Origin of the sequence: Pseudarthrobacter raffinosi (assembly GCF_023913735.1) — a bacterium.
Lineage (GTDB): Bacteria > Actinomycetota > Actinomycetes > Actinomycetales > Micrococcaceae > Arthrobacter > Arthrobacter raffinosi.
Genome location: NZ_JAMXBH010000010.1, coordinates 1 through 13071, shown reverse-complemented (window position 1 = coordinate 13071; position 13071 = coordinate 1). Strand labels below are relative to the sequence as shown.

Sequence of the window (13071 nt, the reverse complement as noted above, 5' to 3'; positions counted from 1 at the left end):
GGGCGGCGTAGCGGACGCTGCGGTCGTTCTTGGTGCCGCAGATAGGAATGCCGATCGTCTCGTTGTGATTTTGGTCAGAAGATTAAGGTAGGCCCCACTTCCTTGTTGCCCTTCGCTGTCGTCAGCGCCTCATAGGTGCGGCGTCCGCGTCCGCAGCGCAAAAGGTGTCGGTCCCCTGGCTAGCCCCTGCCGATGAACGGCATTCCCGCAGCAGTGATCACCACCGAGCCCACACTGGCCGACGGCGGCATGCCTGCCATCAGGAGCACGGCACGCGCGGCGTCCTGCACCGGGAACGTGGGCTCCACCCTGCGGCTGCCGTCAGCCTGCAGGGCACCGGCGTCCACGCCGATGGTGGCCATGATGTCCGTGGCTGTGTTGCCGATGTCGATCTGGCCGCATGTGATGCCGAAGCCCCTGCCGTCCAGCTCGATGCTCTTGGTCAGACCCGTCATGGCGTGCTTGGTGACCGTGTAGGCCACCGTCCGCGGCCGCGGCGAATGCGCTGAGACTGACCCGTTATTGATGATGCGGCCACCCTGCGGATCCTGGGATTTCATGGCCCGCACGGCGGCGCCGGCGCACAGCATGGAGCCGGTCAGGTTCACCGCCACCACCGCGTCCCAGTCGGCCACGCTGATTTCATCCACCGACGCGGCCGGGCCGAACACGCCGGCGTTGTTGAACAGGACGTCAACCCTCCCCCACTTGCCGAGGGCCGCAGCGAAAAGGCGCTCGACGTCGTCGGGCACGCTCACGTCGCAAGGCACCGTCAGTGCCTGGCGGTGACCGGCCGCGGACTCCAGCAACGGAGCCTCACGGCGGCCGGCCAACACCACGCGGTACCCGTCGGCCAGCATGAGCCGCGCCACCGCCCTGCCAATTCCGGAACCTGCACCGGTCACGACGGCGACCGGTGCCGGCCGGTGTGGTTGTACGGGCCGGTGGGTTGCAGTCATGGGTCGCTCCTTGTGTTGATGGCCAGGCTAAGGGGCAGCGGGCACTTCCGCTGCCGTTATTGGCCAGCCTATGACCGTCTTGGGCCGCGGGGTGGCGTAGGTCCGGACCTTTGAGGTGCTCAGCCGCATGCGGACCAGCCCTTCGGCGATGGTCACCGCCGAGGCCACACCGTCCACCACGGGGACGCCGGCACGCTTCCGGATCTCCTCGTCCAGACCGGCCATGCCGCCGCACCCAAGGACAATGACTTCCGCCTTGTCCTCTCGGACAGCCAGCAGCGCCTGTTTGATGATGGCTTCGACGGCGCGCTCCGGATACTCCTCCAGTTCCAGGACGGCCATTCCGCTGGCCCGGACCGAGGCGCACCGGGCGTCGAGGCCGGCCAGCTTCAGCCGGTCCTCGATCAGCGGCACGGCACGATCCAGGGTTGTGATCACGGAGTACTTGTGGCCCAGGAACATCGCGGTGCTCGCGGCCGCCTCGGTGATATCCACCACCGGAACGTCCAGGAGCTCCTGGAGCCCTTCGCGGCCGTGCTCGCCGTAGCCGGCCTGGATGACGGCGTCGAACGGTTCCGGATAGTTGACCACGGCGTCCATCACGGCGATTGCCGCGAGGTAACTCTCAAAGTTTCCCTCGCAGGAGTCTGCGCCGAAGCGGGGCGTGATTCCAATGATTTCCGTTCCGGGTGCCGCCACGCTGCGGGCCGAGGCGGCGATGGAGTCGGTCATGGACTGCGTGGTGTTGACGTTGGCCACAAGGATGCGCATGGCGCTTTCCCCTTTCGGGACAGGTTGGTTAGTTAGTGGGTGCTGACGATGGCGATGGGCTCGCCGTCGACGTCGTCGAACTGCTGCTTGCGGTCCGCAATCAGGTAGTACACCACTGCCGCGATGCCGGCTGCGAAGAACCAGGAGAACGGGGCGGCTCCCTCGAAGGCCGGAACAAAAGCGATCACGAGGGCGACGGTGGCAGACGGTATCAGTGCCATGATCGCTTTGGGGTTGAAGCCCTTTTTGTAGAAGTAGGCTCCCGTGGGCGACTCGATGTAGAGCTCCGGAACGTTGACCTTGCCGCGGCGAAGCAGCCAGTAGTCTGCCATGACCACGCCGAACAGCGGCCCCAGCAGCGCGCCCAGTCCGCCGAGGAAGTACACAATGACCAGGGGGTTGTTGTAGAGGTTCCAGGGAAGGATGATGAGGCCGATCGTACCGCTGACCCACGCCGCCTTGCGGAAGTTCAGGTGCTTGGGGAACAAGTTCGTCAGTGCATAGACGGGGGCCACGAAGTTGGCCATCAGGTTCACGGCGATGGTCAGGATCAGCAGGGCCAGGCAGGCCAGGACAAGGAAGAGCGTGTTCGGGATGGTCTGGACAATGTCCGAGGGGCTCTCGATGATTTTGCCGCTGATTTTGAACTGGCCGCCTGCCATGACGACCACGATGGCGCCGAAGACGAGCATGTTGATGGGGATGCCCCAGAAGTTTCCGCGGACCACGGCCTTCTTGGAGACCGCTGAGCGGGTGAAGTCGCAGAAGTTCAGGACGAAGGTTCCGTAGATGGAGACCCACAGTGCGCCGCCGGCAAAGATGGTGCGCCACATGTCGGCGCCTTCGAGCGCATTGTCCGATGCCCAGGCGATGGAGCCGCCGGCTTCCGCGAAGATCCAGATGGCGATGGCAGCCATGGTCACCAGGATGATGGGCCCGGCGAAGGCCTCGTACTTGCGGATCATTTCCATGCCGAAACTGACGATGACCAGCTGGACGATCCACAGTGCAACGAAGGCAATCCAGCCGAGTGTGGACAGGCCCATGATGGAGTTGCCATCCAGCTCCTTGAGGGAGGGGACCATGGCCACGAGCATTACGCGGAGGACCACCGAGGCCAGGTACGTCTGGATCCCAAACCAGGCGATGGCGACGGCGCCGCGGAGCAGGCTGGCGATCTGGGCACCGCGGATACCGAAGCTGATCCGGCTCATGACCGGGAACGGTACACCGGTCTTGACCCCCATGAAGCCGGAGAAGTTGAGCAGGGCAAAGAGCAGCACAGCTCCGATGCCCAAGGCAAGGAGGATCTGCCAGCCTCCAAGCCCGAGGGCGAAAAGGCCGATGGCGAACGCATAGTTACCGAGGCTGTGGACGTCGTTGGCCCAGAGCGTGAAGATGCTATAGCCGGTCCACCGGCGGCCTTCACGCTTGGTGGGGGCAAGGTCTACGTTGTACAGGGTGGGGCTGATGGCCAGGCCTGAGACGGCGGTGGCCGAATCACAAAGTGCGTCGACACCCATGGAGGGGTGGGCCGCTTTGCCCATGTCCGATGGTGTCTCGGGTGCCGGGTCTAGGCCGGTCAACGGTGTTGTTTGCATCGTTATCTCACTTCTTGAAGATGTCTTCCATGTTCCGCTGTGGGATTTATGCCGGAAACTAACGGCAGGAGCGTCGTTGCTTTTTCCACAATGCGGAAAATGGGTATCGAGTAGTGAAATAACGGTATGACCTGGGTCACGCATCAGTCAAGGGGTCGCCGGAAGACGGCCAGTCACAAACGGTTACTACCGCAGCAACGCGGGGTCAGATGCGGCCCATTAAACCCCGCCCCACGGGCCGTATCTGACCCCGCGTTGGTCTTAGCGGGAGGGGACCAGCCCTGCCTCCTTCAAACCTAGGTAGATCTTGTCCCGGCCGATCGGCAACTCCGCGAACCGGACCCCCGTGGCGTTCCGGATGGCGTTGGCCAAGGCCGGGGCCACCGGATTGAAGGGGCTCTCGCTCATGGACTTCGCGCCGAGCGGGCCCATCTGGTCGTTGGTGGAAGCGAAGTAGACCTCGCTGCGCGGCACGTCCGCGAAGGACGGGATGTGGTACTGCCGCAGGATGTCCGTGGCGACCCGGCCGGCGTCGTCCACCCGGACCTCCTCATACAGTGCAGCGCCCAGCGCCTGCGCGATGCCGCCCTCGATCTGGCCGCGGCACTGCCGCGGATTCACCACCACGCCGGCGTCGGCTGCCTGCACACTCTGCAGGATCCGCAGCTCCCCCGTGCCGGTGTTGACCGCCACCCGGAACCCGTGCACGTTGAACGCCACCGATCGCGGCGTCCCGTCCCAGTTGCCCTCGACGGCGAGCTGCACGCCCTGGTCCCGCGCGGCGTTGTGGATGTCCGCGAGCAGAACCCGCCGTCCGGCACAGTCCACGCCGCCGTCGTCGAGCACGCACTCGGTCTCCGGCACACCGGTCAGCGCCGCGGCGACGGTGACGATCCGGGAGGCCAGCCCGGTGGCCGCCAGGAGCGTGGCCTTCCCGGCCACCACGGTGCCGGCTGAACCGAACGCGCCGGTATCGTGCTCCACCAGGTCGGTATCGGACTGCCGCACGGCAACCTTCCCCGCCGTGGTGGCGAGCGCCGTCGCGGCCAGCTGTGCGTGCACCGTGGTGGTGCCGTTGCCGAATTCGGCGGTCCCGACGTCGGCCGCGAACGTGCCGTCGGCGAGCAGGCTCACGCGGGTGTGGGCGAAGTGGCCGCGGGGCGGGACGGTGTCGATCATGGACAGCGCGGAACCTTCCCCGGTGACCCAGTCCGGACCGAGGTCGTCGAGCCCGGCGTCGCGGTAGCGCTGCTTGCCACGGTCCAGGGCATCACGCACCAAGGAGATGCACTGGTCCAGGCCGTAGCTGCCGTAGCGGACGTCCTCCTCGGGCTCGGGGTTGGTGGAGAGCATGTCATCGCCTTCGCGCACCATGTTCCGGCGCCGGAATTCCAGGGGGTCCACGCCGATGCCAACAGCCAGCTCATCGATGGCCGACTCGATCGCGAAGATCATCTGGCTCAGCCCGTAGCCGCGGAAGGCTCCGGCCGGCACGGTGTTGGTGTAGACGGCATGCGCGTCCACTTTCTTGTTGGCGCACTTGTACACGGCCAGCGACTCCCCGCAGCCGTGGAACATCACGCCGGGGGCGTGGTTGCCGTAGGCGCCGGTGTTGGTGACCACGCCCAGCTGCAGCGCGGTGAGGAGACCGTCCTTGCTGGCGCCGGCCTTGAGTTTGATGGTGAAGGGGTGCCGCGTGGTGGTGGCGGTGAACTGCTCCGTGCGGGTGAACTCCACCTGCACGGGCCGGCGCAGCGTGAACGTGGCGAGGGCAACGAGGTCCTCGGTGAGCACTTCCTGCTTGCCGCCGAAGCCGCCGCCCACGCGTCCGGCCACCACGCGGATGCGGTCCTCAGGAAGGTCGAACACCCGGCCCAACGTGCGCCGGACCAGGAACGGGACCTGGCTGGAGGTGCGGACCACGAGGCGGTCTTCCTCGTCGAGCCAGGCGATGGAGGAGTGCGTTTCCAGGGCGACGTGCTGCACGCGCTGCGTCCTGTACGTGTGCTCATGGATGAAGTCGGCAGCGGCGAAACCGTCCGACACACTGCCCAGCTCCGAGTGCAGCTCGGCCACGACGTTCTGCCGCGGCCGCGAGATCCGGGCCTTAACGGCGTCCTTGTCCCCGTGCAGTGCCGGGGCGCCGGGGAGCATGGCGTCCTGCGGGCTGAAGACGGTGTCCAGCAGCTCGTATTCCACCTGCAGGGCGCGGGCCCCGGCCTCGGCGGCACTCACGGATTCGGCCACGACGGCGGCCACGCGCTGGCCGATGAACCGCACCACGTCATCGAGGACGCGGGTGTCGTCGGGATCGTCCGTGTAGAGCTCGTGCTGGGCGGTGGAGAAGTGCTGCGCCGGGGCGTCCTCGTGTGTAAACACCGCGACGACGCCCGGCACCTGAAGCGCGGCCGTCCTGTCGATGGAAACAATCCGTGCGTGCGCGTGGGGTGAGCGCAGCAGCTTCAGGTGCAGCAGGCCGTCTAGCTCGTCAGCTGGGACATCCAGGGTGTAGCGGGCGGTTCCGGTGACGACGGCGAGGCCCGCCGGGGCGGGCACGTTGTCGCCGAGCTGCCCGGCCTGGGCTGCCGTGGTGCCGGCGGCGGAAGCCGGACGGGCGGCGCCAGCTGCCGCGCCGCCGTCGTGCGTAAGGGTCCCGCATACTGCGTCCGCGATGGAACGGTAGCCGGTGCAGCGGCAGAGGTTACCCTTGAGGCTGCGGGGCAGGTTGGCTTTCTGTTCGTCGTCGAAGGTGGCTGCGGTCATCATCATGCCGGCGGTGCAGAAGCCGCACTGGAAGCCCTGTTCGGCCAGGAACTGCTCCTGCACGGGGTGCAGCGCACCGCCCTGGGCGAGGCCTTCGACGGTGATGACGGCCTTGCCGTCGGCGCGGACGGCCGGGTAGATGCAGCTGTGTACGGGGGTGCCGTCCACGTGGACGGTGCAGGCACCGCAGTCGCCGCCGTCGCAGCCTTTTTTGACGCCGAAATTGCCTTGTTCGCGCAGGAACGTGCGCAGGCACTGGCCCGGGCGGGGTGTGGCCGGGGTGGCGGTGCCGTTGATTTCGATTGCCATGCTCAGGCCTCCTTCTGCTGCTGGTTCTGTGCTGTGTCGGGTTGCGCGCTCGGCTGCGGCGACGTGGCGTGCGGCTGGCCGGTCCAGAAATCGCCCGACACGGTGAGCCGTTCCTCCAGCAGTTCCGCACGGATCTCCTCGGCAAGCCGGAGGGTCATGTCCCGGCGCCATTCGGGCAGCCCGTGGATGTCGTCGTGGTACAGCTCCGCGGGAATGGCCTTCCCGACGGCGGCCGCCAGTGCCGCGGGGCCAGCCATCTTGGCAGCGGTGAACCGCAGCTGCACGGGGCGTTTGGTGGCGGCGGTGACGGTGAGGACCAGGCCGCCGTCGGCATCCCGCCGTCCGATAAGCAGGACTCCGGAACGGCCGAGGTTGCTGAGCGAGAGCCGCCGGAAGGCCACTTTCGCGGACAAGGCCGACGCCGGCAGGTGGATGCTGCGCAGGAGCTCGCCGGGTGCCAGGCTGTTTTGCCCGTCCCCGGTGATGAACGTGGCCACCGGGACCGTGCGGCTGCTGCCGCCGGGGCCGAGGATGGTGGCGGTGGCGTCCAGCCCTGCGCAGAGCGAGATCATGGGCCCGGCCGGGAGCGAGGTGCACAGGTTGCCGCCCACGGTGGACATGTTCCAGACCTTGAAGGATGCCACGAAGGAGTCGCAGCATGGACGGAACAAGTCCAGGCCCGGCCACTCCCTGCCGGCAACTTCGTCCGAACCCGGCAGGGCGTAGAGCTCCGCGACGGTGCATGTGGCGGCCAGTTCAATCCCGGCGTTGCTCACGGTCACGGCCGGCCAACCCGCTTCGCCAAGGTCCAGCAGCCGCTTCAGGACGGTACTCCCGTAGGAGAACAGGACCGTGCCGCCGGCCAGCCAGGCATCGCCGTCGCGCCATTCGGCGGGGTCCGTCGTGGGCACGACGGCCTCGATGGTGTTCATGTCCATGGGTTCTCCTGGCGGGGTTCGTGCGTGCGGGGTTCGTGCGTGCGGGGTTCGTGCGTGCGGGGTTCTGATGTGGGGTGGATGGGGCCGCTGCCGTCCTTGAGCGAGGATGCCTTGGGCGGCGCCGGCGTGGTGCTGCCCCGTCCGGCCCGGCCACGGGACGCGAGGATCTCGGCCGTGATGGAAACAGCCACTTCTGCCGGGGTGACCGCGCCCAGATCCAGGCCGATGGGCGAATGGAGCCGCTCCAGCGCTTCCGCCGGCGTGCCGTCCGCGAGCAACGCGTCGATGCGTTGGCGGTGGCTGCGCCGCGAACCCATGGCGCCCACATAGGCGAGGCCCAGGCCGAGCGCGGTTTCCAGCAGCGGGATGTCGAACTTGGGGTCGTGGGTCAGCACGCACACCACGGTGCGGCCGTCCACCCGGCCCGCGGCTGCTTCTGCCTCCAGATAGCGGTTCGGCCAGTCCGTGACCACCTGGTCGGCGGCGAGGAATCGGCCCTGGTTCGAAAAAGCCGGCCGGGCATCACACAAGGTGACGTCATAGCCCAGCAGTTTCCCGGCCGGGAGCAGCGCGGCGCCGAAGTCGTTGGCGCCGAAGATCAGCATGCGCGCGGCGGGGAGCCGGCTTTCCACGAACAGGGTGATGGGTTCGGGGTGGGTCTGGTCCCGGCTGTCGGAGCAGCCGCCGGGTGGTGCCACGCGGACCAAACCGGCGCGGCCGCCTTGGAGCAGCGGCTCGAGCTGGGCGGCTGCCGCGTAAACAGTGGCGGGATGGTCACCCACCAGCCGGGCAAGTTCCGGGGACTCCATGGCGCGGAACCGCACAGGATCCTGCACGACGACGGCTCCCCCGCCCGCGTCGAGCCGGCGGATCAGCGCCACGGCAGTGGTGGAGTGGCGGCCCGCCAGGCCGTTCAGCATGGCGAAGTCCATGGCCTCCAGCGAGGATCCGAGCGGCTGGATGTGGACCTCCAGCTCTCCTCCACAGGAGAGTCCGACGGCGAACGCGTCCTCGGCACTGTAGCCGAACGACTCAAGGCGGCTGCCGCCGTCGCGCATTACCGCAAGGGCGGCGTCCACCACGGCGCCTTCCACGCAGCCGCCGGAGAGACTACCCAGCACATCGCCGTGTTCCGACACAAGCATGGAGGTGCCGAGCGGCCGGGGCACGGAGCCCCCCGCGGCCACGATGGTGGCGACGGCGCAGCGCTGGCCGGAGACCGCAGGCCGCCAGCTTCCCAGTGAAGGTATTAGGTCCAGCATGGCAACACGTCCTTTACCACTGGGGTCCCGGACGGGAAGCCTGTCCGGAGCAGTGCTCGGTCTTGCCTCATAATCTCATTCCTTGCTGGTGTAGAGGGAAAGTCAGGTCAGTTGGTTTGAGAGGACCGGGGCGGGGCCTCTAATCCCGCCCCGGTCCGTGACGGAACAGCCGCACTCCACCGCCGCCCGCCGTCGTAGGTTCTGATGCTGTGGACCACGGCGGCGGACGCCTACTCGATGCGGTGGGTGCGGATGGACCGCCGTTTAAGGCGACATAACACGTTTAAGGCGCCCGAATGGGCAGTTACGCCGGGGGCCTACGCGCCCAGCAGGGCGTTGATCGGCCCGCGGGCGAAGTAGATGATGAAGCCCGCGGTGACCACCCACATGAGCGGATGGACCTTCCTGGCCCGGCCGGACGCCGCACTGATGACCGCGAAAGAGATGAATCCGACGCCGATGCCGTTGGCGATCGAGTAGGTCAGCGGCATGGTGATGATGGTCAGGAAGGCCGGCAATGCGATCGAGAACTTGCTGAACTTGATCTCGCGGATCTGTGCCATCATCATGGCGCCCACCACCACCAGGGCGGCTGCCGCCACTTCGAGCGGCACCACCGAGGTCAGCGGCGTAAAGAACATCGAGCCCAGGAACAGCACTCCGGTCACCACGGAGGCCAGGCCGGTACGGGCACCTTCGCCGATGCCGGCCGCGGAATCGATGTAGACGGTGTTGGACGAGCCGGACGTTCCGCCGCCCACCACTGCGCCCATGCCCTCGACGATGAAGGCCGACTTCAGCCTGGGGAACGTACCGTCCTTGTGCGCCACTCCGGCGCTCTTGGCGAGCCCGGTCATGGTGCCCATGGCGTCGAAGAAGTTGGTGAACACCAGGGTGAACACCAGCATGGTTGCCGCGAGGCCGCCGATCCTTGAGAACGAGCCGAAGAGATCGAACTGGCCCACCAGGCTGAAGTCCGGGGCGGAGACCAGCTGGCCGGCGAGCACGGGCACGTTGAGGTGCCAGCCGCCGGGGTTGTCGGCGCTGCCGGGACCGATATGCATGGCGGCCTCGACGACGGCGGCGAGGGCTGTGGTGGCGACGATTCCGATCAGGAGGCCGCCCTGGATCTTGCGGGCCACGAGGATTCCCATGACCAACAGACCGACGATGAAGACGAGGGTGGGGATGGAGGTGATGGAGCCGTCGTTGCCGAGCTGGACCGGCGGGCCGCCTTTGGTGGGGCGGACGAAGCCGGAATCCACAAAGCCGATGAAGGCGATAAACAGGCCAATGCCGACGGTGATGGCAGCCTTGAGTTCCTTGGGGACTGCCTTGAAGATCGCCGTCCGGGCACCCGTGGCGCCGAAGAGGACGATCAGGACACCGTTGATGACCACCAGGCCCATGGCTTCGGGCCAGGTGACGTCCTGGATGACGGCCACTGCCAGGAACGAGTTGATGCCCAGGCCCGCTGCGAGCCCGAACGGCAGGTTGGCGACGAGGCCGAACACGATGGTCATAACGCCGGCGGTGAGCCCGGTAACGGCCCCCACCTGCGCTGCCGAGAGCCAGCCGCCGGCGACGTCCGTGGGGGCGTTCTCGGCCGAGAAACCGCCCAGGATCAGCGGGTTGAGGATCACGATGTAGGCCATCGTGAAGAACGTGACAATGCCGCCGCGGAATTCGCGCGCCAGCGTGGAGCCACGCTTGGTGATCTGGAAGAAACTATCCAGGAAGGATTTCGACGCCGGGGGCCGGGGTGCCGCCGTGTGCTCTGCGCCTTCGGGCGCAGCCTGCTTTTCAGCTGCGGTTCGCATTTCTGCGGGGTCCAGGATTGTCATGTCAGCCACCGGATCCTAGTAGTCAATCCTGGAATCGAGCGTGTTCCAGGTCTTGAACGGTTCCAGGATGGCGGGAGCCTGGGGGTCGCCCAGTTCCAGCTTGGCGACCGGCATCAGTGCATCCCGGTCCTCGTTCTCGAAGTACTCGTAGAAGACCGCGTCGTCGAAGCCCACGGAGGCTGCGTCGTGCCGGTCGGCGGCGAAGACCACGTTGCCGATCCGGGCCCAGAGGGCCGAGGCCAGGCACATGGGGCAGGGCTCGCAGCTCGTGTAGAGGGTGGCTCCGCTGAGATCGAAGGTGCCGAGCTCGCGGCAGGCATTGCGGATGGCGGTGACCTCGGCGTGGGCCGTGGGGTCGTTTGTGGCGGTGACCCGGTTGACGCCTTCGAAGGCGCGGCCATCCGCGGTGACAACGACAGCGCCGAACGGGCCGCCGCTGTCCAGGACGTTGGCTGTTGCCAGATTTATGGATGCGGCCAGGAAATGTTCGGCCGTGACGGTTGTGCTCATTTTGCGACTTCCTTAGTGGCAAGGAAGCCCAGTAACCCTGAGACGGGGACGCGCCAGTGATACGGCTACCAGGCTTCAGCATGTGCTTTTGAAGGTTCGCCTGGTAGATAGCTTCCCGGAGTCCGGGTGCCCGCCTTTGGCAAGATCGAGATTAGCACCGGATGTGTGAGCAGCGCCATAGTTTTCTGGAAACTTAATTTCGTGATGTGAAATTACCTAGCAACGCGGGGTCACATACGGCCTATCCAGAGGCGCGGAATGGGCCGTATGTGACCCCACGTGGCATTGACTTCCGTCGCGGCAGCACCCTAGGCTGGCGCCACCTGGATCAGCAGACAGGGCCTAACTGAGCTGGAACGCATTTGTTGCCGACCAGACAAGGAGCCATCCATGGCCCACCCGCATATCCCGTCCAGGCTCTGGATCAGGACCCCGCTCGCCGCTTTCACCGCCAACGGGCTCGACGCCGGCGGCGGCATCGTGGTCAGCGGCGGCATCATCGCCGAGCTGGTTCCGGCCGGCGGGCAGCCGTCCGCACCCTGCGACTCGACATTTGACGCCTCCGCGCATGTCCTGATGCCGGGCCTGATCAACACGCACCACCACTTCTACCAAACCCTCACGCGCGCCTGGGGTCCGGTGGCCAACGCCCCGCTGTTCCCCTGGCTGCAGAACCTCTACCCGGTCTGGGCGCGCCTGACTCCGGACAGCCTGGAACTCGCGGTGAAAGTGGCCCTGGCCGAGCTGCTGCTCTCCGGCTGCACCACGGCAGCCGACCACCACTACTCGTTCCCCGCGGGACTCGAGGACGCGATCGACGTGGAGGTCGGCGTCGTACGCGAACTCGGCATGCGGGCCACCCTTACGCGCGGCTCCATGACCTTGGGAACGGACGACGGCGGCCTGCCTCCGCAGTCCACGGTGCAGCGGCCGGAGATCGTTCTGGCGGACAGCGAACGCCTCATCTCCCAGTACCACGAGCGTGGCGACGGCGCCGTCATCCAGATTGCGCTGGCACCGTGCTCGCCGTTCTCGGTGACCAAGGAAATTATGGCCGAGAGCGCCCTGATGGCCGAGCGGCTTGACGTCCGGCTGCACACGCACCTCGCTGAGACCATCGACGAGGAAGACTTCTGCCTCTCGATGTTCGGCCTGCGCACCGTGGACTATCTTGAGAGCGTCGGCTGGCTGGGCAACCGCACCTGGCTGGGCCACGGTATCCACTTCAACGACGACGAGATCGCCCGGCTGGGAGCCGCCGGCACCGCCGTCGCACACTGCCCGACGTCGAACATGCGGCTCGCGTCAGGCACCGCACGCGTGCTGGAACTCGAGGCAGCCGGGGTCCCGGTGGGGCTGGGAGTGGACGGATCGGCGTCGAACGATGCTTCCAACATGATCCTGGAAGCTCGGCAAGCGCTGTACCTGCAGCGGCTGCGCTACGGAGCGGATGTGCCGGTGGAGCGCGCTCTTGGCTGGGCGACACGGGGCTCGGCCGCCGTGCTGGGGCGCTCCGATATCGGCCAGCTGGCCCCGGGGATGCAGGCCGACGTAGCACTCTTCCGCCTCGACGACCTGCGGTTCTCCGGCAGCCACGACCCGGTGGCGGCGCTGTTGCTGTGCGGCGCGGACCGCGCGGACCGCGTCATGGTGGGCGGGAAGTGGCGTGTGGTGGACGGGCAGATCCCGGGGCTGGACATCGCGGGGCTCATTGCGGAGCACTCGGCCGCGGCGCGGAAGCTTGTGGCGGGGTAGCTCTTCGCTGGCCGTTTCGACGGTTCCCTGCGCACACGACGTCCAGCGGCGTCGGGCGTTCAGGGAACCGTCAGAACGGGCCTATGCACGAGCTCTGGCTGCCACCTCCGATCGTTGCTAGCGTGGCGGCATGAGCCCGTCGAAGACCCCGGCCGAGATCCTCAACATTGGCGGCACCGAGGTGCGCATCTCGAGTCCGGACAAGGTGGTTTTCCCCGAGCCCGGGCTGACGAAGCTCGACCTGGTGCGCTATTATCTCGCCGTCGCGGATGGTGCGCTGCGCGGTGCGGGTGGCCGGCCCATGGTGCTCAAGCGCTTCCCGAAGGGCATCTACGCTGAGCCGTTTTTCCAAAAGCGCG

At 67.0% G+C, this 13071-nt stretch carries 10 protein-coding genes; 2 read left to right on the top strand and 8 right to left on the bottom strand.

Annotated features, from left to right (window positions below):
- Positions 1-179 precede the first annotated feature (179 nt).
- From NG698_RS10540 to NG698_RS10505, 8 genes are all read right to left on the bottom strand, one after another.
- Positions 180-959: an SDR family oxidoreductase gene (locus NG698_RS10540; protein ID WP_252609631.1), complete on the bottom strand. Its 780-nt coding sequence runs from the start codon at positions 957-959 to the stop codon at positions 180-182.
- A gap of 27 nt (positions 960-986) precedes the next feature.
- Positions 987-1730 (bottom strand): aspartate/glutamate racemase family protein, encoded by a 744-nt coding sequence (locus NG698_RS10535; protein ID WP_252609630.1) that lies wholly within the window; start codon positions 1728-1730, stop codon positions 987-989.
- Positions 1731-1762: 32 nt separating this feature from the next.
- Positions 1763-3331: an NCS1 family nucleobase:cation symporter-1 gene (locus NG698_RS10530; protein ID WP_252602856.1), complete on the bottom strand. Its 1569-nt coding sequence runs from the start codon at positions 3329-3331 to the stop codon at positions 1763-1765.
- 261 nt (positions 3332-3592) lie between these two features.
- Complete coding sequence (locus NG698_RS10525) at positions 3593-6403, bottom strand: molybdopterin-dependent oxidoreductase (RefSeq protein WP_252609629.1); 2811 nt, start codon at positions 6401-6403, stop codon at positions 3593-3595.
- Between the two features lie 2 nt (positions 6404-6405).
- Positions 6406-7341, bottom strand: coding sequence for an FAD binding domain-containing protein (locus NG698_RS10520; protein WP_252609628.1), 936 nt, complete (start codon positions 7339-7341; stop codon positions 6406-6408).
- On the bottom strand, positions 7332-8603 hold the full coding sequence (locus tag NG698_RS10515) for an XdhC family protein (protein ID WP_252609627.1): 1272 nt from the start codon (positions 8601-8603) through the stop codon (positions 7332-7334). The genes NG698_RS10520 and NG698_RS10515 overlap by 10 nt, the downstream gene beginning before the upstream one ends.
- 317 nt (positions 8604-8920) lie before the next feature.
- On the bottom strand, positions 8921-10447 hold the full coding sequence (locus NG698_RS10510; protein ID WP_252609821.1) for an NCS2 family permease: 1527 nt from the start codon (positions 10445-10447) through the stop codon (positions 8921-8923).
- Between the two features lie 15 nt (positions 10448-10462).
- Complete coding sequence (locus tag NG698_RS10505; protein ID WP_252609626.1) at positions 10463-10957, bottom strand: nucleoside deaminase; 495 nt, start codon at positions 10955-10957, stop codon at positions 10463-10465.
- Positions 10958-11347: 390 nt separating this feature from the next.
- On the opposite strand from NG698_RS10505, the gene NG698_RS10500 reads away from it, so the two are divergent.
- Complete coding sequence (locus NG698_RS10500) at positions 11348-12712, top strand: 8-oxoguanine deaminase (protein ID WP_252609625.1); 1365 nt, start codon at positions 11348-11350, stop codon at positions 12710-12712.
- A gap of 130 nt (positions 12713-12842) precedes the next feature.
- On the top strand, positions 12843-13071 hold a 229-nt coding region (ligD, locus tag NG698_RS10495; RefSeq protein WP_445260435.1), incomplete at its 3' end, for a non-homologous end-joining DNA ligase LigD.